The organism is Pleurocapsa minor HA4230-MV1 (genome assembly GCA_019359095.1).
Taxonomy (GTDB): Bacteria; Cyanobacteriota; Cyanobacteriia; order Cyanobacteriales; family Xenococcaceae; genus Waterburya; species Waterburya minor.
Window position 1 is genome coordinate 229442 of record JAHHHZ010000013.1, and the last position, 19641, is coordinate 249082.

General features: G+C 39.5%; 20 protein-coding genes. 6 read left to right on the forward strand and 14 right to left on the reverse strand.

The genetic code is table 11. The features are described from left to right. Window positions 1-382: 382 nt before the first annotated feature. Window positions 383-775: a RidA family protein gene (locus KME09_05805; protein ID MBW4533434.1), complete on the reverse strand. Its 393-nt coding sequence runs from the start codon at window positions 773-775 to the stop codon at window positions 383-385. After that, window positions 768-1670 (reverse strand): 2-carboxy-1,4-naphthoquinone phytyltransferase, encoded by a 903-nt coding sequence (gene menA, locus KME09_05810; GenBank protein MBW4533435.1) that lies wholly within the window; start codon window positions 1668-1670, stop codon window positions 768-770. Before menA ends, KME09_05805 begins: the two co-directional genes overlap by 8 nt. A gap of 357 nt (window positions 1671-2027) precedes the next feature. Between menA and KME09_05815 the strand changes: the two genes are divergently transcribed. Continuing rightward, a complete protein-coding gene (locus tag KME09_05815; protein MBW4533436.1) occupies window positions 2028-3452 on the forward strand; it encodes an isochorismate synthase in 1425 nt (474 codons plus the stop codon). Window positions 3453-3519: 67 nt separating this feature from the next. Continuing rightward, window positions 3520-5259, forward strand: coding sequence for a 2-succinyl-5-enolpyruvyl-6-hydroxy-3-cyclohexene-1-carboxylic-acid synthase (menD, locus tag KME09_05820; protein MBW4533437.1), 1740 nt, complete (start codon window positions 3520-3522; stop codon window positions 5257-5259). Between the two features lie 44 nt (window positions 5260-5303). Here the strand turns inward: menD and KME09_05825 are convergent, their stop codons facing one another. The 5 genes from KME09_05825 to KME09_05845 form a co-directional block, all read right to left on the reverse strand. Next, window positions 5304-5678, reverse strand: coding sequence for a type II toxin-antitoxin system VapC family toxin (locus KME09_05825; GenBank protein MBW4533438.1), 375 nt, complete (start codon window positions 5676-5678; stop codon window positions 5304-5306). Then, on the reverse strand, window positions 5678-5920 hold the full coding sequence (locus KME09_05830) for a type II toxin-antitoxin system prevent-host-death family antitoxin (GenBank protein MBW4533439.1): 243 nt from the start codon (window positions 5918-5920) through the stop codon (window positions 5678-5680). The genes KME09_05825 and KME09_05830 overlap by 1 nt, the downstream gene beginning before the upstream one ends. Before the next feature lie 493 nt (window positions 5921-6413). Next, window positions 6414-6836: a hypothetical protein gene (locus tag KME09_05835; GenBank protein MBW4533440.1), complete on the reverse strand. Its 423-nt coding sequence runs from the start codon at window positions 6834-6836 to the stop codon at window positions 6414-6416. A gap of 62 nt (window positions 6837-6898) precedes the next feature. Further along, entirely contained in the window at window positions 6899-7957 is a 1059-nt protein-coding gene (gene mnmA, locus KME09_05840; protein MBW4533441.1) for a tRNA 2-thiouridine(34) synthase MnmA, read from the reverse strand. 177 nt (window positions 7958-8134) lie between these two features. Next, on the reverse strand, window positions 8135-8476 hold the full coding sequence (locus KME09_05845) for a hypothetical protein (GenBank protein MBW4533442.1): 342 nt from the start codon (window positions 8474-8476) through the stop codon (window positions 8135-8137). A 250-nt stretch (window positions 8477-8726) separates the two neighbouring features. On the opposite strand from KME09_05845, the gene KME09_05850 reads away from it, so the two are divergent. Continuing rightward, window positions 8727-9662 (forward strand): cation diffusion facilitator family transporter, encoded by a 936-nt coding sequence (locus tag KME09_05850; protein MBW4533443.1) that lies wholly within the window; start codon window positions 8727-8729, stop codon window positions 9660-9662. A 118-nt stretch (window positions 9663-9780) separates the two neighbouring features. On the opposite strand, the gene KME09_05855 is transcribed toward KME09_05850, so the two are convergent. Further along, window positions 9781-10191: an MAPEG family protein gene (locus tag KME09_05855; GenBank protein MBW4533444.1), complete on the reverse strand. Its 411-nt coding sequence runs from the start codon at window positions 10189-10191 to the stop codon at window positions 9781-9783. A 201-nt stretch (window positions 10192-10392) separates the two neighbouring features. Here KME09_05855 and KME09_05860 point away from each other — a divergent pair, with 201 nt between their 5' ends. The 3 genes from KME09_05860 to KME09_05870 all read left to right on the forward strand — a co-directional run bounded on the left by KME09_05860 (window position 10393) and on the right by KME09_05870 (window position 15170). Next, on the forward strand, window positions 10393-11535 hold the full coding sequence (locus tag KME09_05860) for a SpoIID/LytB domain-containing protein (GenBank protein MBW4533445.1): 1143 nt from the start codon (window positions 10393-10395) through the stop codon (window positions 11533-11535). Window positions 11536-11737: 202 nt separating this feature from the next. Continuing rightward, the gene (locus tag KME09_05865; GenBank protein ID MBW4533446.1) at window positions 11738-12889 is read left to right on the forward strand and encodes a glycosyltransferase; all 1152 of its coding nucleotides are present in this window, start codon (window positions 11738-11740) and stop codon (window positions 12887-12889) included. Window positions 12890-13520: 631 nt separating this feature from the next. Next, window positions 13521-15170: an NAD(P)H-quinone oxidoreductase subunit 4 gene (locus tag KME09_05870; protein MBW4533447.1), complete on the forward strand. Its 1650-nt coding sequence runs from the start codon at window positions 13521-13523 to the stop codon at window positions 15168-15170. Between the two features lie 331 nt (window positions 15171-15501). Here KME09_05870 and KME09_05875 read toward each other — a convergent pair whose 3' ends face one another. The 6 genes from KME09_05875 to KME09_05900 form a co-directional block, all read right to left on the reverse strand. Beyond that, complete coding sequence (locus KME09_05875; protein ID MBW4533448.1) at window positions 15502-16155, reverse strand: VOC family protein; 654 nt, start codon at window positions 16153-16155, stop codon at window positions 15502-15504. A gap of 103 nt (window positions 16156-16258) precedes the next feature. Further along, on the reverse strand, window positions 16259-16534 hold the full coding sequence (locus KME09_05880; protein ID MBW4533449.1) for a Txe/YoeB family addiction module toxin: 276 nt from the start codon (window positions 16532-16534) through the stop codon (window positions 16259-16261). Beyond that, window positions 16528-16776, reverse strand: coding sequence for a type II toxin-antitoxin system Phd/YefM family antitoxin (locus KME09_05885; GenBank protein ID MBW4533450.1), 249 nt, complete (start codon window positions 16774-16776; stop codon window positions 16528-16530). The genes KME09_05880 and KME09_05885 overlap by 7 nt, the downstream gene beginning before the upstream one ends. A 213-nt stretch (window positions 16777-16989) precedes the next feature. Beyond that, window positions 16990-18072 (reverse strand): photosystem II q(b) protein, encoded by a 1083-nt coding sequence (psbA, locus tag KME09_05890; protein ID MBW4533451.1) that lies wholly within the window; start codon window positions 18070-18072, stop codon window positions 16990-16992. Between the two features lie 210 nt (window positions 18073-18282). Next, window positions 18283-18870 carry a pseudouridine synthase gene (locus KME09_05895; GenBank protein MBW4533452.1) on the reverse strand — a complete coding sequence of 196 codons (588 nt, stop codon included), beginning with the start codon at window positions 18868-18870 and terminating at the stop codon, window positions 18283-18285. A gap of 53 nt (window positions 18871-18923) precedes the next feature. Further along, window positions 18924-19640 carry a DevA family ABC transporter ATP-binding protein gene (locus tag KME09_05900; GenBank protein MBW4533453.1) on the reverse strand — a complete coding sequence of 239 codons (717 nt, stop codon included), beginning with the start codon at window positions 19638-19640 and terminating at the stop codon, window positions 18924-18926. Window position 19641: the final 1 nt, after the last annotated feature.

Below are 19641 nucleotides of genomic sequence, written 5' to 3' on the forward strand. Positions count from 1 at the left end.
TTAACAACATTTGAAAGATTAGCGCTTCTGGAAACTAGATAGACCAACATCTAAGTTTTTCTAGAAGCTTTTTGTTGTCTGGAAGTCTTATATCAAATATGGATAAACAGTTGAATTAAAACTCGCGCCCTAAAGGATATGCGAAGCGGTATACCATTTGCGAAGCTTATCCTTTAGGACAAGGGTACAATGTGCTTTAGCACTAGCTTTGCGTCGCAAAGACGCAGAGGCGTTTATCCCGCTTAGTTTGAGCGCGAGATTCGGCGAATTCATTTCGCCTTGAATAATCGCGCTGTTGGGGCCCTAAAGGACTAGCTTCGCGTCGCAAAGATTTTATTAGAAGTACATAAGCGGACTTGATATTAATCTGAACTGGGGTCAATTAATCAATTACCGCAATACATTCGATCTCTACCAAAACGTCTTTAGGTAAACGAGAAACTTCCACACAGGCACGAGCGGGAGCGTTTTCTGCTAGGAAATATTCGGCGTAAACTTGATTCATCGGCGCAAAGTTAGCTAAGTCGGTGAGAAAAACGCTAGTCTTAACTACGTCTTCCCAGCCTGCTCCTGCTTCCCGCAAAATTGCCTCCAGATTAACCATTACCTGCTGAGTTTGTGCTGTGATGTCCCCATCGCCGACAATTTGACCCGATTGAGGATCTAGGGGGATTTGTCCCGCCACAAACAGCATTTGACCAGAAGTGGCGATCGCTTGATTATAAGGCCCTACAGGTGCGGGTGCTTTGTTGGTACGAATAACTTTTTTAGACATGACTAAAGATTAATCCGAGGATAAGTAGTAGTGAACTGGAAAGATAAAGATTAATAGCAATGAATTTACTGTTACTTACTTTTGCAGGAAAAGCATGATTTTGATTCACGTGATTAGCTAACTGATAGGCAAAGGGTAGACTACCAAAAATAATTAGACAAAGCAGGGGTAAAGTATTTGTAATTACCAAAATTACGGTTAAAACATAAATACTGGCGATCGCTACAGTTAAAATCTTTGCTCCCTTAGCTGTTCCCAAGCGGACAATTGGCGATCGCTTTCCTGCGGCTAGGTCGTCTTCAACCTGATGGAAATGAGAGCAAAAAAGAATAATTGCGGTGCTGATGCCAACAAGTGCCGAAATTACCAGATTTTCTGCTGAAAATGCTTGAGTTTGCGCATAATAAGCAGCAGATACTGCTCCAGGGCCAAAAGTAAAGAAACAAATTATTTCTCCCCAACCCAAATAGCCAAAACGAAATGGTGGCCCTTGATAGGTATAGCCCAAAAAACAGCACAATAAAACTAAAATTGCTACCGTTGGGTCATGCTGCCACCAGGATAAAGCGAAAATCCCACCAATGCCGACACTCAGACACAGATTAGCAACCCAAAACACTAAGCTTTTGTTGCCTGTTAAATTTACTACGGAATGGGCTTTATTGATGTCAATACCTGTCTCGGAATCAAAGACATCATTGCTAAGATTTAACCAGGCAATAATCAGGATTGCCGAACCGAGAAAGGTAAAGAAATATTGAGTATTAAATAGACTTGTTGCTGCAAAAGCTACTGCTGTCCCTACGGCAATGGGAGCGATCGCTACACTGTAGATTGGAGGCTTAATTGCAGCTAGCCACAATTGATTTTTCTGAGTTATTTGCTTAGTGGTCATAAAACAAATTGTGTAACAGCGAAAAACTCGGATATTACACGATTAGAGACAACATTTAGTACCCTATCAGCTATGACCGCTAGTATTGAGCAAGTTTCACGAAAGTTAAAGTTTTACTAGCACAACTCAGATTTAAGCTGGATTAATCAACTGAATCAAATGTTTACTCCTGTTTGCTACCCAAAGATGATATTTATTCAGGTTCTAGTTGGGGGTATTGGCTAGAACTATTGCAGACAGTATCTTATAATGAAACTCATAAAATTATCTTTTTTAGTAACTATTTACTAATAAGCAATTAACTTAACTTTTATTTCCTGCCGAAACTTTGAGGAAATGACACAAACTACAAGCTCTATGTCTTTTGCAACTCAGCCTGGTAATTTAATTTTAGATAATAATATTAATGCAGAAATAAATAATTTTTGGCACGGTGAAAAACTGAGTTTTGCTGTAGATCGGGATACAGAAATTATTAGTTTGGCGATTCAAATTCCTACTGTCGATCCTCTTGTTTGTCTGCAAAAACTAGGTCATAGTAAGACACTAAACTTCTATTGGGAAAACTGTAGTAAGCAGGAAGCTGTAGCTGCTTGGGGAACAACTATTAGGGGCAATACCCAGCCTGATTCTAGATTTAGTTCGGCTCAAGACCTAATTCAAAGCTGGTTTAAACAAATCACCAGAGAAGGAGCAAATACCCTGATTCTAGGGAAGCCCAGCGTATTCTGTGGGTTTACCTTTTTTGCAGATGTTGAAGAATCTGAACCCTTTAAGTCAGGAACTTTATTTTTACCTCGTTTTCAAATAGTCAAAAAAAATAAAACCTGCTGTTTAATTGTTAATTTTCCTTTACACAAAGCACAAGATAAAAGTTATGTTTTAGAGCAAATTAAGCAAAAGGTAAATACTATTAATTGGTCTAGCTTAAAGTGCTTAGATGAGAACGATCATAGTTTACTGTCTGTCGATCGCAAGCAGTCTCAAGACCCTGATTACTTTAAATCTGTAGTAAAATCCGCCTTAAGCTCAATTGCTGCGGGAGAAATGAGTAAAATTGTAATTGCTCATACCACAGAGATTAAATCGGCAATTCCCTTTGACGTGATTAAGTCTCTAGGCAATTTAAGAAAACTTCATCCCGACTGTTATATTTTCTCCACTAGCAATGGTCAAGGGCAAAATTTTGTTGGTGCAAGTCCCGAACGTTTGTTGAGCGTACAAAACCAACAACTTGTGACAGATGCTCTAGCAGGCTCTGCTCCTAGAGGAAATAATAGTACTGAAGATCTTCATCTAGCAAATCTGCTCCTAAAAAATCGCAAAGAAAAACGAGAACATCATGCCGTGCGTGATTTTGTGATTGAGCGTCTTAAAAATATTGGTTTAAAACCCCAGCAGCTACCTCTACAAATTTTAAAACTGTCGAATATTCAACACCTATGGACACCAATTTATGGACACCTCCCCGCAGATATCGAGCCATTAGAAATTGTGGCATTACTTCATCCCACTCCTGCTGTTGCGGGAGTCTCGACTGAATCTGCCTGTGAAAAAATTCGTTACTACGAAAAATGCGATCGCTCTCTTTATGCTGCGCCTTTTGGTTGGGTAGATTATGAAGGAAACTGTGAATTTATTGTTGCTATTCGTTCGGCTCTAATCGATGGTAAACTGGCGCGGCTATATGCTGGTGCGGGAATTGTGTCTGGTTCTAATGCTGATAAAGAATTTGACGAAGTACAGTTAAAACTACAGTCTTTGCTAAAAGCGTTAGTGTGATTAGTAATTACTGAGTACTGATTACTGATTACTGACAATTATTGTTTAGTAATCTTCTACTGATTGCATGATTGATTTTCGTAACGTAAATACTTTATGGGCATCGGTACTAGTAGAAACATTACACCGTTGCGGTGCGACTACGGCAGTGATTTGTCCTGGTTCTCGTTCTACGCCTTTGACCATAGCCTTGGCTAATCATGCCCATATTATCGCTATTCCTATTTTAGATGAGCGCTCGGCTTCTTTCTTTGCCCTTGGTAGAGCGAAAAAAACGGGTTTACCCACAATCTTAGTCTGTACTTCGGGAACAGCAGGGGCAAATTTTTATCCCGCCGTAATTGAAGCTCAACAAAGTGGTGTTCCATTGATCATCTTGACGGCAGATCGTCCAGCAGAACTCCGTAATTGCCATGCAGGACAAACTATCGATCAGGTAAAGCTCTATGGTAATTTTCCCCACTGGCAATGTGAACTTGCCCTCCCTGAAGCTAGTTTAGCCATGCTGAGCTATCTACGACAAACTATAGTTCAGGCTTGGCAGCAGTCTTTATTACCCACTCCAGGAGTTGTACATCTCAATCTACCTTTCCGTGAACCTCTTGCACCGATCAAGCAGCCGTTATCGCAGATCGAGACTCAATTCCCCGCAGATTTTTTTGAGACAATAACTAGTCATCTACCAGCTAAAAATTTTATTTCCCTACCCTGGCAGAATTGGCGAGGAAAGTCGGGCATAATTATCGCAGGATTAGCTCAACCTCAAGATCCTGAAGCTTATTGTCGGGCGATCGCATTTTTGTCTCAACAGCTATCTTTTCCTGTCTTAGCTGAGGCTTTATCACCGCTAAGAAACTATGCTCAACTTAATCCTTATTTGATTTCCACTTATGATTCAATTCTGCGTCAGCCAGCAGCACAGCAGTTAATTCCTGAAGTGGTGATTCAAGTTGGCGAATTACCCACCAGTAATCAGTTGAGAAATTGGCTCAAGGACATTGATGTACCTCGATGGGTGATTGATGCTAGGGTTGATAACTTCGATCCACTACACGGTAAGACAATTCATTTTCATGCTTCTATTACCCAAGCGATCGATCATACAAAGGCGGAAAATAATCCACAATCGCCCTATTGTCAGCAGTGGTGTAAGTTAGAAGCAATAACCAGAGTAAATATCGATCGTACTTTGACATCTCTCAATCAAATGTATGAAGGCAAAGCAGCTTGGTTGATTTCTCAGACTCTGCCACCAGGTACACCGATTTTCCTGGCTAATAGTATGTCAGTGCGCAATGCTGAATATTTTTGGCAACCTAACTACAAAAAGCTAGTTCCTTATTTTAGCCGTGGTGCTAATGGCATCGACGGGACTCTTTCAACTGCCTTGGGCATTGCTTATCAAGATGCAGGAGTATTATTAACAGGAGATTTAGCATTATTGCATGACACTAATGGCTTTCTGATTCAGCAAAAGTTTCAGGGACATTTAACAATTATCTTGATCGACAATGACGGTGGTGGTATTTTTGAAAACTTACCTATTGCTGATTTTCCCTTGTTTGAGGAATATTTCGCCACGCCTCAAACCGTCGATATCGCTAAACTCTGTATTGCCTATGATCTTGAATATCTTAAAATTGATAACTGGCAGCAGCTAGCAGATTTAATCGCCGACTTACCTAAGACAGGTATTCGAGTCTTAGAATTAATTTGCGATCGCCATGCTGATGCTGCTTGGTTAAAAAGTAATTTAGCTCTATTTGGCAAGCATAATCTGAGTAACCCTAACGAGCTTGGAGTGTAAATGATCACCAGCTTTCCACTCCAAGCTCGTTTGGCTATTGATGATCAATTGATGAGATCAACATCATAAGACTTGAACTTGCGATCGCGAGTAACAATAGTTAGATTGAGACATTGAGCTTGAGCGATTAAAATACGATCAAAAGGATCTTGATGGTGCATTGGTAGTTTTTCCACTGCTAAAGCTTGTTCGATAGTAATCGCCAGTGGTTGAAAATTTTTGGCGTTGATTTGTTCAACTAAATCATCTGGAGTTTCTAGTTTCTTGATTGATTTTTTGATAGCTATTTCCCAAGCAGATGCAGCAGAGACAAAAACTAAATTACAGGGATTGGCAATTTCTTTATAGGCTCGTGCTGATAGTTTGACGTCTTTACTTAACCACCAAATTAAAGCATGAGTATCCAAAAGAAGTTGCACTATTCTTCTTCTCCCATAAATCTAGCTAAAAGTTGGGGTGGAAGTTCTTCATCAAAATCATCCGCCATGATTACTTTGCCTTCCCACCCTCCAGGGATTCTTAGTTTCTGTTCTTCTTGATAGGGTATGAGCTTTACTAAAGGTTTTCCTGCTTTGGCAATAATAATTTCTTCTCCTGCTAATGCCGACTCAATTAATTTAGATAGTTGAGACTTAGCCTCATGGATATTGGCTATTTTCATTTATCGAATTATTTTAGCTAAACTTAGCTAAGTTTAACATACCCTATTTTTCGCCTTGTTGAGTAAAAAAGAATTGTTTTAAAAATGCGTTTTATAAGCATCCAGTTTTATCAGTTGAGGATGCGGTATTTATTGGTCAGCGCTTCTATAGATTTGTGGCTGACGATATTTATCTACCAGCGCTTTTATAAGTTGGTGGCTGGCTCTGTTTATATAATTATATTAATGAATATTAAGTTTTTTCGCAACAAAATCATAAATATTTTTAAAGCTATAAATTTGAATGAACAAAATTATACTTATAAAGCTATAAAAGACAAAGCTCACAAACATATTGGCGCTGAATTTCTTTTTTCACACACTTTCTCATAATTAATACATAAATATTTGACTGATGAGAGAGATGAACAAAATTTACCTCAAGACAAGCTAGAGACAATCAGCCTCAACATTTACAGTTGCAGAAGCACAAGTTTAGGGATTTTTCTAGTAATTAAGCAGCCGTATTTTGCTTGGCTTCTCGTAGATAATTACGCCACTTTGCTGCTAGTAAGATATCCGTAAAGGGGATACGAATCGATGTTTGGTTATGTAAGTCAAATTCTAGGCTAGGTTTTCCTTGAGTTGGTAAATTTTCCAAATCTGCATCAACAAGGCGATCGCTTACCAAGAGATTAATCTGTTCAACCTCATCTAGAGAAAAACTTTCTAGTTTCATCATTCCCTTGCGAGTAGGTTTTCCCCAGGTGATTTGACGTTCTTTTCGACCTAACACGGCATAGATGTCAAATTTAGCATTATCAAAATCTGTTGCCCAAATTTTATAAGCCTCTAACTTTTGATATTCATTTCGACCACTCCAGGCTAACCAGATAAACGCTACCAGTAAAGGTAGCCATAACAATCCTCGTTCCATATTTAATTGCTCGCAAATTTTGTATGAGGAAAGCAAAATATCGCCTTCCCCCTAACCAAATTCTAATCTTCAGCTATTTCAATAATCCCGCCACCCAAAACCAGATCTTCGTTATATAAAACCGCTGCTTGTCCTGGGGTGACACCAAACTGATGCTCTTCAAACATGATTTTGATCCGCGAGTTGCCTAAAGGAATAATTTGTGCGGGTACAGACGCAGAACGATAACGAATTTTGACTTGAGCGCGAATTGGCGTGGTGGGTTCAGCAATTGAGACCCAGTTCATTCTAGCAGCAGTACATTCTAGTCTACCTCCCGTATGGCGATCGCCTACGATAACTCGGTTCATGACCGCATCTAACTTAATTACATATAAAGGTTCTGGTGCAGCAACACCTAAACCCCTGCGTTGTCCAATGGTGTAGTGATGGATGCCTGTATGTTTACCCAAAACATTTCCTGCCATGTCGACAATATCGCCTTCTTTCTGGTTAATATAGCGATCCAAAAAGGTCTGCATTGAACCATGAGCTTCAACCAAACATAAATCTTGGCTTTCTGGCTTCTCTGCCGTAGCCAAGCCAAATTCAGCAGCGATCCGTCGAGTTTCCTCTTTAGTCTGATTTCCCAGGGGAAACACCGAACCAGCTAATAATTCTTGAGTTAAATCGTATAAAAAATAAGACTGATCTTTATTGAGATCTACGGCTTTTAATAACTGATAGCGATCGCTGTTTTGATCGTATTGAATTCTGGCGTAATGTCCTGTGGCAATTTTGTCTGTCCCTAGTTCTTGTTGAGCATAATTTAACATCGGCGCGAACTTCACGGTACGGTTACACTGAGAACAAGGCAGAGGGGTAACTCCTGCTTCGTAACCGTTTACCAGATAATCAATAATGTGTTCTTGAAAAACATCTCGACTATCGACAATATGATGGGGAATTGCTAATTCTTCGCATAGCCGTGCAGCATCTACCATGCCTTCGGAGCAGCACTGTCCCTTACCCTTCATTAACCAAAGAGTAAGACCAATAACTTCATAACCTTGATGATGGAGGGTGGCAGCGGCAACTGAACTGTCTACGCCACCTGATAAGCCGACAACGACCTTATTCATGGAACTGATTCGGGAATATTTAACGTTTATTAAAGATAGACTATCTATTATTATTGCTTGTCCTTAGTGAGTCTGCTCAAGAATATGTCCATCATAATAAATCCTGTTGGTATACCACATTTGAAAGTTGAGCAAAGGTAATGGGTAATTTGAAAATCGGATTTAATATCACAACTCTTAGCTGGCTAAAAATAGGTTTAAATCTTCAATTAATTGAGTTAGTTCAGCTTCACTGGTTAAGCGAATGCGATCGTCTCTTAGAGTCAAAAGAATTTTGGCAGCAAAAGGACTGGGGTAAATATTTGGATTACAAAAGATTTCTAAGAACACATCTCCTGTATAACGATATTCCATTGATTCTTGTTTCACAGGACGATTACCCGCTCCCGTAGTAGCTGTGGCGATCGCCTTAAGACTTTGCATTAGTGTAGCTATTTCTTGTTGTAACTGTTTGGCAGCATCTTCAGAGAAACTGAAACTAACTGCCCCTTGAACTAAATTGAGGGTTAACTGAGCCATAGGGAAAAACTTAATTTAAACTTAATTTAATTTAATAACTAAGAATTAATGCTAATTTATCTTGTTAAATTCTTAGTTTGAATCTATCAGATCTCTGAGATTTAATGATTTATTTGTCAGAAAATATCTCAATAAGTTACGTTTTTCTAAATAACTCAACATTGCGATAAGCACGGTCAAATAGAGACCACGGCTGGTTTTTAAACTATGATTATAGAGCAAAGCATCTGGGAAAAATTTTCATTCTTATATGGTGCAGGATAATCGCTCGCAAGTTCGCCGTGTTCTTTGGCTTACTTTACTACTAAATTTGTTTGTGATGACCCTCAAGTTTGTTTTGGGGATAGCCACTGGCTCCTTAAGCCTCCAAGCAGACGCTCTTCACAGCGTTACGGATAGCGCCAATAATATTTTAGGTTTGGTAACCAATCGGTTTTCTTCCCCCAAACCAGATCGCGAACATCCTTATGGACACCAGAAGTTTGAGGCAATCGGTGCATTAGGTATTGCTGCATTTTTAGGAATTGCCTGTTTTGAAATCCTGCGGGGTGCTGTAGAAAAGATCTTTTTGACCTCGGAAAATGTTGCCGTCCAGATAGCGCCGACGGAGCTGTGGCTATTACTAGTTGTTTTAGGAATTAATATTTTTGTCGCTTTTTATGAACGTAGTGTCGGTAGAAAAGTCAATAGTCCAATTTTGATTGCCGATGCCAAACATACGATGAGCGATATTTGGGTGACAATTATTGTGATCGCTGGTTTGATTGGAGTCTGGCAGGCAGAAAAACTTAATTTACCGCAATTACTCTGGCTGGACGTAATTTTAGCTTTTCCCGTGGCGCTATTGGTGTTTTATAGTGGCTGGGAAGTAATTAGGGAAAATCTCCCCTGGCTAGTTGATGAAATGGCGATCGCTCCAGAAGCAATTTATGATGTGGTAATGAAAGTTCCAGGGGTAATCAACTGTCATGATATTGCCTCGCGAGGAATGTTAGGTAGGCAAGTGTTTATTGAGATGCACCTGATTGTCAATACTGATGATTTAATCATTGCTCATGAAATTACCGAACAAATTGAAGCTAGGTTAGAACAGCGTTTTGGTACGGTAAGGGTCATAATTCATGTCGAACCACGGGAATATGAAGAAGAAAGCATTAGCTTTGGCAGTACCGATGCGATCGAGTAGTAGATCGTCAAGTTTGAATTGATGGGTTGAGATTAGGTAGTCCTAAAGGACTTGTCTCGCATAGTTGGAGATACCGCTTCGCATATAGGTAGTAGGTAGTAGGTAAAGTTAAGTCAGCTTAATTCATCACTTTCAAAACACTTAAACCAAATAAAGTCCAGCCAGCAAGAGAACCGATCGCAAACATTAAAGATCGCCCTAAAGGAACATTGATAATATAAAAGACAGAATAGAGTAAACGAGCTACTACCCAAGCGATCGCTGCAATTCTTGCCCAAGTAGATTCTACTCCTGTAGCATAAGCCATCAGCGCAGCTAAACCATAAATAGTTAAAGCCTCAAAGCTATTTTGGTGCGCCCAGGTAGCACGCTTGGCGTAATCAGGTAGTTGCTCAAACATAGCGCGGGGTGCTGATTGATCGTAACCAACCTTTAATCGCCCCCAAGCAACCACTAGAAAAGGTGCATAAGTCAGAATTACTGCTCCCATAATTGAGTAGAGCAAACTTAAATTAACGGGTAAATTCATCAAGATATTAAGATTAATAAGATAAATAAAAGTAATTGGCGATCGCTATAAGCAAAAGCGAGAACATCCTGCATTGTATAGCAAACAAAGCCTAAAGATGGAACAAAATCAAGAAACTATTGTCAAGATCCCAGTTGTCATCGTTGATAAAATAACGCAAGATATTGATGACGATCTTTTATCGTAGCAACCATCAAAAGAATGATATTTCAAAATTTAAAGTCGGTTAATTTTATTGTTCAATCCTTATTTTTAAATAAACTATCTTGGCTATCTTGCTCGATCTGGTTTTTAATTATCCTGCCTACTCAAGCAGTCGAATTAAAAGTAGCGATCGAGAAAGAAGTTGAAAGCTTAAAAGTAGGTAGTTCTACTGCTGCCATTGTTAAAGATGGTGCAGGCAGGCAGCTTGGCGAACTTAATCCCATGTCGGCTCTGGCAGCTAAGTTAGACGGCAACAGTATTATTATTGCCGATCGCGTTGGTGCAGGAGAATTAGTCATTGAGCCAAAAAATAATGGTTATGTTTGGATTGGCGATCGCTGGTATCGAGGAACAACTCGTTTAATTCGTCAAAACAACGGCATTACAGCAATTAATAAGGTTGATTTAGAGCAGTATTTATATAGTGTCGTCGGTGCTGAAGCAGTTTCTAGTTGGCCAATTGAGGCTCTCAAAGCTCAGGCTGTTGCTGCTCGTTCCTATGCTCTTTATAAGCGTAAAACAGGAACAAACGGTCTTTATGACGTTGATACGACAATTGGGACTCAGGTTTATAAGGGTTTAGACACCGAATATACCACCACTCATCAGGCGGTTGACAGTACTTTGGGTCAGATTATGACCTATAACAACCAAGTGATTTTAGCTGCGTTTCATTCTTCTTCTGGCGGATATACAGAAAATGTCGAAGATGTTTGGACTTCTCCCCTACCTTATTTGCGAGCCGTAGTCGATTACGATCAGCAGTCTCCTGTATTTGAATGGCAGCAAATAGTTCCTGTCAGTAAAATTCAAAGTTTAGTAGCTGGAGTGGGTAAGATCAAAGCTTTTCAGCCCAAGGAAATGACACCTCGTGGTCGAGTGGTGACGATGAATATAACAGGCGATCGCGGTAGCACAACTGTTAGTGGAAATGACATCCGAAAAATTCTCGATCTCCGTAGTACTCTATTTCGTGTTTCTACTCAGGGGGATAACCTGGTGGTTAAAGGGCGGGGTTTTGGACATGGACTTGGCTTAAGCCAATGGGGTGCTTATTATTTGGCAAAACAAGGAATTAACTATCATCAAATTTTGGCACACTATTATCAAACCGCTCATTTGAGTCGTATGAAGCAATAAAACAAGATTTTCACAATTTGTATTAACTGCATTAATAATTGGCTTAGCACGTACACAGAGCATGATGCTTGGCAAAATTTTGCTGTAGTAAATTTAATTCAAACAATAGTCAAAAAGTAGCTCGGTAGGTTAAAAATATATATCACTACCAAATATTAATTTATCGAGCTTTGTCTTACTAAACTATTGAAATTTTTCTACTATGTCTAATAGTTCTTCTACAGATATAAATCGAACGCCTCGTATTTTAGTTGTCTCTGTTCGTGGATTCCGTTTTCAGGTAGCAAACTGCTGCATCTATGAGTTTGAAGATTTATTAACCGACTTAGAGTCAGCACAACTGCATGTATCAAATCCAACTCGCGACTTTGACATTGCTTGTAAGATCTATCGTGGGGCTAAATATTTCGGTAGTTCAGACAATCTTGCTTTAAAAGCCACTCCTTTTCCCACAGAATTGGTGCTAGAACATGAATATGATCTACTTTTTGCCGTACTAGATAATCCATTTCAGTTTCATCTTCTAGAGTCGATTAAAGGATGGCGCGAAAAATGCCGTCACACAGCCTGTTTCATTACTGAGATGTGGCAGCCTGACTTGCAGATTAAACGTTTATTTAGAGAGCCTTGGTCAAATTTCGACCACGTATTTTTAGGTGTGACTCAATGTGTTGAAGGATTGAGCAAGCTAATTAAGCCCCCTGTTACCTATATTCCTCCAGCAGTTGACACCCTCCGCTTTTCACCTTATCCCAATCCACCTCAACGTTCGATTGATGTTTCTTATGTAGGTAGGCGATCGCCAAATATTCATGACGCTTTGGTTAAAAGAGCTACCCAAGATAATTTCTTTTACTATCACGACACCTTAAAAGGTAAATTAGAAATTGATAATCCCAGAGAACACCGCGTCTTACTCGCCAACCTCTTCCAAAGAAGTCGCTATAACATTACCAACTACGCCAAATTCAACTCCACCGCAGAAACAGGGGGAACCCAAGAAATTGGCTATCGCTTTTTTGAAGGAGCAGCAGCAGGTACCGTAATGGTAGGTATGCCCCCTGCTGGAGACGCTTTTGCGCGTTATTTTGATTGGTCAGAACCAATTATTCAAGTCGATCTATCTGGTACAGATGTGGTAGAGGCGATCGCCGAATTGGATGCTCAACCAGAAAGACTAGAGCGCATCAGTCGCCGTAATGTGGCTAATTGCCTACTTAAGCACGATTGGTCTTATCGCTGGCGAGATATACTGGCTGCTTTTGATTTAAAACCCAGTCAGGCAATGATTGAGCGAGAAAAATATTTACATCAATTAGGTCATAGTATTTTGGCTGAAGATAACGAAGGCTGAAAGGGAAGATTTGCTCGCTTTAATTATTTATTCTCAAAGTGGTAACATCAGAACCCAAGGTTACTAATACGTTTATTTTTAATAGGGCTCTATTTTTAAGCCACTGTCTTTCAATTCCAATACCTACCGCCAAGAAAAATCCTATTAGCAGACGAATTGCAAAAGTCGTCCAGGTTATGGTCATATTGAGATGCTACAACTGATTTCTAATCTAAGATTTATTGATGGACTAAGTTGGTAAGTTAAGTACTAGTAGAGATCGCCTCGCCCAGGAGGAGCTAATACTGCTTGAATTTCACTTTTAAGAATTTCACGATCGCATTAAGAATTGGTAATTATCAATTTATCAATTGCTCAATTTAGAAATTTTAAGCTTTTTGTTACAGGTTTTACACTTTGCTTTTGCTCAACCCCTCTTTTAATTAGCCAGAATCAATTATTAGAGTCGATCTATTGGGTACAGATGTGGTGGAAGCGATCGCCCAATTAGATGCTTAATCAGAAAAACTAGTATTTTATAGTTGTGTAAATTTAAGCTTGAATTTTATTGATTTAAAATAACATTGTTCTTAACAAAGATTAATACTGTATACTTTTATTAACAAAAAAATTTAGACACGGAAACTTACACATGGTAGATCAATTTCCCTGGCTTACCGCGATTATTTTTTTACCTCTAATAGCAGCTTTAGCAATTCCGCTCATTCCTGATAAAGATGGTAAAACCGTACGTTGGTATGCTCTCAGTGTCGGTATTATAGATTTTATCTTGATGGGATATGCCTTCTGGAATAACTACGATGCCAGTAGCGCCCAATTCCAACTAACCGAAAGCTATAGCTGGATTCCTCAACTAGGCGTTAGTTGGTCAGTCTCAGTAGACGGCATCTCTGCACCTCTAGTTTTATTAGCAGGATTCGTTACAACTCTGGCAATGTTATCTGCTTGGCAAGTAGATCGCAAGCCTCGCTTATTCTACTTCCTCATGCTGGTACTTTATTCAGCGCAGATTGGGGTATTCGTGGCGCAGGATATGTTGTTATTCTTCGTTATGTGGGAGCTTGAGTTAGTTCCTGTATATTTGCTTGTTTCAATCTGGGGTGGTTCTAAGCGTCGTTATGCAGCCACTAAGTTTTTACTCTATACCGCAGCAGCCTCGATCTTCATCCTGGTAGCAGGTTTGGGTATGGCTTTCTACGGCGACAACCTCACTTTTGATATTGCTGCCCTAGCTTTAAAAGATTATCCCTTGGCTTTAGAAGTTCCTTTATATGCAGGTTTACTAATTGCCTTCGGGGTTAAATTAGCTATTTTCCCTTTGCATACTTGGTTACCTGATGCTCACGGTGAAGCTTCTGCTCCAGTATCAATGATCTTAGCTGGTGTACTTCTTAAAATGGGTGGCTACGGTTTAATTCGCTTCAACATGGAACTGTTGACCGATGCCCACGTTTACTTTGCTCCTTTATTAGTCACCTTGGGAGTAATCAATATTGTTTACGGCGGTTTTAGTTCCTTTGCTCAAACCAACATGAAACGCCGTTTAGCATACTCCTCAGTGTCACACATGGGATTTGTACTGATCGGAATTGCTTCCTTTACAGATATTGGCACCAGTGGCGCAATGCTACAGATGCTATCCCACGGTTTAATTGCCTCTGTATTGTTCTTTTTAACAGGAGTAACCTACGATCGCACCCATACTTTATTCATGGATCGTATGGACGGTATTGCCCTAGTCATGCCCAAAGCTTTCGCTCTATTTACCGCAGCGGCAATGGCTTCTTTAGCTCTCCCAGGAATGAGTGGCTTTGCTAGTGAAATTGCCATATTTGTCGGCATGGCTACCAACGATGTCTACAGTCCAGCCTTTTCGACGGTAACCATCTTCTTGGCTGCGGTAGGAATTATCATGACCCCGATCTATTTACTGTCTATGCTCAGATTAGTGTTCTTCAACTCTAATGAAGCTCTAGCCTGCGACATTGACCAAGCCAAAATGAGAAAGCCAACTAACGAACCTGCGGTATGTTTTGGGAATAGCTGCGTCTTACCTGGAGAAGCTCCCTTTAATGATGCTAATCCCAGAGAAATCTTCATCGCCGTCTGTTTCCTCGTCATGATTGTAGGTATCGGACTTTATCCTAAGCTCTTTACTCAGATGTATGACATTAAGACCGTAGCGATTAATGCCGAAGTTCGTCAATCACAAGTAATTGTTGCTCAACAAAAGCACATGACCTTAGCTCAAGCACCAGTAATCGGCGGGGTGGCTAAATAACTATCGATTATTTAAAAATTAAGACCGATTTTCCAAGAGACTGATTTGCTCAATTTGTAGCTATTGTTAGTCTCTTACTTATTTTTAATCGATATTTTTGTGACTAGCGCTCGCCTGTAGTTAAATCTTTGCTTTTTGTTGGTTTTCACTTCGTTCTACCTAATCCGCAAGATCTTATTTAGTGTTTAATAGAGCGATCGCCAATAGAATAAAAGGCTAAATGCTAAAATTTTATGGCTAGTATGTTCTTTTAAATCAAGCTTATATATTTCGGCTTTTTTTCAGAATAACTATCTGATGAAAGTCTACAGCGATCGCTTTTTGATGCAACTTACCCTCGAATTGACATAGGTAGTCTTGGTTTAAAATCTAATATTTTTTTTTCTTTTCCCAAATCCCACTCAAGTTCTATGTGGTGTTCAACACCTTCAGCAATAGAAATAAGATTCTGCTCACAAAACCACTTAACCCCTGGTGAAATATTTTGAGCTGACGGCATCTTTATCTTTACCTGGGTTATTGTACGTTTACTTCCTCGGTGTTCAGTTGAAAAGCGCTCAAATGGTGCTTTGGCTACTGGAGACAAAAAAATTAAAGGCTCTTGAATTGAATTGGGAGGTGTAATTATGGGAATACTTGCACCATCAGGCAAAAAGGGGGCATGATAAGACCACGTTGACACAGGGAGGTTTTGGTTTGTATCTTTCACAAATCTAAAAGCTACTCCGAAGGGATTTGCGCCTGTATGTTTCCATCTTAACCGTTCCCATAAAGATATAGGTTTTACTGGCTGAGATTGTAATTCTCGATCATTGTTGCGTAAAAGCAACTCTAAATAAGCATTATTGAAGAAAGCGCATTTATTAGCTGTTCCTTGACCTGGATAAATTCGTCTAGCTGAGAAATTTAAGCCAAATTCACTTGGGATATTGGTAATATCAAGTTCATTAGGAATACAAACGAATATATGGTTTAATTCCAGCATTGTTCTAGTATTTATCTACAACGAAAAGTCTAATCCAAATTTACAGTCAGTCAGCAATTTCAATTACTGCATTAGACAAAAAGTGCGATCGCACTTGGCACGATCATTCACCGTAATGAGACCACATTCGGATAATTTTGACAGTTTTTTCAGAATCGATAACCTCATAAACTAAGCGATGTTGCACATTTATCCGTCTGGAATATGCTCCTTTAAGATCTCCCTGTAGCTTTTCATAAGATGGAGGATTCATAAACGGGTTTTGCTTGAGAAGTTCCAAAAGCCGTTGCGTTTTGACCTTTAAACCAGATGCAGCAATTTTTTTGGCATCTTTTTGAGCTTGTTTCGTAAACTTCAGTTGCCATTTAGGCTCTACCATTCCAATTCTTCTTCAGAAACACATTCAGACAAAGGGGTGTTCATTCCCTCGGCGATAGATTCCCTCATACCTGGAATAGATTGTAGATAGAGCGTTTCCTGGATACTTTCCCAATCGTCTTTGGAAATCAAAACTCCATCTCCTCGGCGTGAAGTTATGATCCGTGGTTTGCTATCTTGATTAACCTGCTCTAATAGTTTAAACAAATTAGCTCTAGCTTGACTGGCACTAAAAATATCCATGATCTGGTTTATTTATTGTACTTTTTATTGTACCATTTAGATTGAAATTTAATTCAACTACCAATTTAATAAGTAAAGATAAATTGTCAAACAAAAGAGCGATCGCCATCCTAAATAAACAATCCAACATCTTTGTCTAATTGTTCGCCAAAAAAATAGCGCCCTATCGAAATAGAGCGCTGTTAAACCTAACTAATGGAGGTTAGAAAATTTTTAACCGTTAATAGCGGGTGCAGTCATTGCCACAGGAGTAGCTTCACCACTAGCTAAATCTAGAGGGAAGTTGTGAGCATTACGTTCGTGCATTACCTCAAAACCAAGGTTAGCGCGGTTTAGTACGTCAGCCCAAGTATTAATTACACGACCTTGGGAATCAAGAACGGACTGGTTGAAGTTAAAACCGTTAAGGTTAAACGCCATGGTAGAAATACCCATAGCCGTAAACCAAATACCAATTACAGGCCAAGCACCAAGGAAGAAGTGTAAAGACCTTGAGTTGTTAAAAGAAGCGTATTGGAAAATCAGACGACCAAAGTAGCCATGAGCAGCAACAATGTTGTAAGTTTCTTCTTCTTGACCAAACTTATAACCATAGTTTAAAGACTCAGTTTCAGTTGTTTCACGCACTAGAGAAGACGTTACCAACGAACCGTGCATCGCCGAGAATAAAGAACCACCAAAGACACCAGCTACACCCAGCATATGGAAAGGATGCATTAAAATGTTGTGTTCAGCCTGGAATACCAACATGAAGTTGAATGTTCCACTAATTCCTAAAGGCATTCCATCGGAGAAAGAACCTTGACCCAAAGGATAGATTAAGAACACGGCGGTTGCTGCGGATACGGGTGCAGAATAGGCAACACAGATCCAAGGACGCATCCCCAGACGGAAGCTAAGTTCCCACTGACGACCCATCCAGCAGAAAATACCGATGAGGAAGTGGAAAATAATTAGCTGATAAGGGCCACCATTATAGAGCCACTCATCTAAAGAAGCTGCTTCCCAAATAGGATAAAAATGCAGACCGATCGCATTACTGGAAGGAACAACTGCACCAGAAATAATGTTATTTCCGTAGATCAGTGAACCAGCCACGGGTTCGCGAATACCGTCGATATCTACAGCGGGTGCTGCAATGAAAGCGATGATGAAACAGATAGTAGCTGAGAGAAGACAGGGGATCATAATAACGCCAAACCAACCGACATAAATACGGTTATTGGTGTTAGTAACCCAGCGGCAAAATCTTTCCCAAACACTATAATTGCCATCTTGGCGGATAGTAGTTGTCATGGATTATGTATAGCTGAATATGTTTTTTATCATTTTGAGATAGAGTAACTATCTCACTTCCTCAGTATATTTACATCTCTTCTGATTGGAGCATATAATTTAGTGAAATTTTTCTACTTTATATTAAGTAATTTAATTATTTTGAAATAGTTAGCAATATATAAAAGTTTTGTTGCTAATAATTAATAAAATTAAATGAGACTGATGTATTTATTTAAAGTTAAGTAACTTTTTTGTTTCACTGGGTGATAATTCGCGCCATTCACCAGGATTTAAATTAGCAAGATCTAATTTGCCAGCATCACTACCAATAGATACTCTAACTAATCTTAAGGTAGGAAAACCAACCGCAGCCGTCATTCTCCTAACTTGGCGATTTTTTCCTTCGGTGAGAATCATTTCTAGCCAACAGGTAGGGATGGATTTGCGATCGCGTATGGGTGGAACACGAGGGGGTAAATTAGGTTCAGGAGACAACAGGCGTACCTTGGCTTGACGAGTGCGATAGTTTTTAATTGTTACACTACTACGTAATTTATCTAGCGCTGACTCATTAGGAATTCCCTCAACCTGAACATAGTAAGTACGGGGATGGGCAAACTTGGGATTAGCTAAGCGGTTTTGTAATTGACCATTATCTGTTAACAATAAAAGCCCTTCACTATCTCGATCTAATCTACCTACGGGATAAATTTCAGGAATGGAAATATAGTCTTTTAAAGTTGCACGAGGGTTATCACTATTGTCGGTAAACTGACACAACACTCCATAGGGTTTGTAGAACAAAAGATATTTCATAGCGATCGCTAGTAATTTAACTAGATCATTTAACCAGAATTTGAGATTGGTTACTAAACTGCAACTTTTTTGACTGAATTATTGACCAATCTGCCATCTTCCAGGTGAACAAGGCGATCGGCAATATCTAAAATGCGATCGTCGTGGGTTACCAATAAAATAGTGCTACCCTGTTCTCTAGCGAGCTTTTGCATAATATTAACTACATCTCGCCCTGATTTGCTATCTAATGCTGCCGTCGGTTCATCAGCTAGAACAATTGCAGGGTGGGCAACTAAAGCACGAGCGATCGCCACTCTTTGTTTTTGTCCCCCAGAAAGGTTATCGGGATAATAATCAATTCTGTCTCCCAAGCCTACCTGTTCTAACATAGCTATGGCGCGATCGCGTCTTTCTTTTTTGGAGTATATACCCTGTACTTCTAAACCCATCTGGACATTTTCGGTAGCAGTTAAACTATGGTGTAAATTATGTGCCTGAAAGATATAACCATTATTACGTCTAGCTTGCACCAATTCTGCTTGGCTTGCACCACAAAGTTCTTTACCGAGTATTTTGCAGCTTCCAGACTGAGGCGATCGCAAACCACTAACAAGGGTTAATAATGTTGTTTTACCTGAACCAGATGGCCCTGTCATTAAGACAATTTCGCCTCTATTTATGGTTAAATTAATGCCAAATAAAACTTGTTTATAAAGTTCACCTTTACCAAAGTAATGATCGAGATTTGTAATATTAATTACTGGTTGGCTTAATTGTTGATTGTTCATG